We start from the raw sequence: 316 nt of genomic DNA on the forward strand, positions 1-316 counted from the left end.
GGCGCTGGTGTTCTGGCTGGCGGTTTCGACCACTTGCAGGCTGATCGGCTGGGTCTTGAGCTCACCGACTTGCAGCGGCGGAATCACCACGGTGCCGTTTTCCTTGGGCAGCAGGGTGATGATCCAGCGCGTGGTGGCGTGGTTATCGCCGCCCAGGGTGGTGAGTGGGTTGATCTGGCGGGTGCCGCTGACTTCGAACTGTGCGTCGAGGGGCGACAGGTCGGGTTTGCCGAATTGGGTGACGTCGCTGGACTCCACCGTCAGTTCCACCGTTTCCCCGGAATTGACACGGCTGCGGTCGACGCTGGCGACGAGG

Annotated in this window: 1 protein-coding gene; it reads right to left on the reverse strand. The window is 64.2% G+C overall.

Going from position 1 to position 316, the window contains the following annotated elements; translation table 11 throughout:
* Positions 1-316 (reverse strand): BatD family protein (locus KZZ04_RS18690; protein WP_219423744.1); only part of this gene is annotated, 316 nt, incomplete at both ends.

Source organism: Pseudoalteromonas sp. CR1 (genome assembly GCF_019392235.1).
In the GTDB taxonomy this organism is placed as follows: Bacteria; Pseudomonadota; Gammaproteobacteria; order Enterobacterales; family Alteromonadaceae; genus Pseudoalteromonas.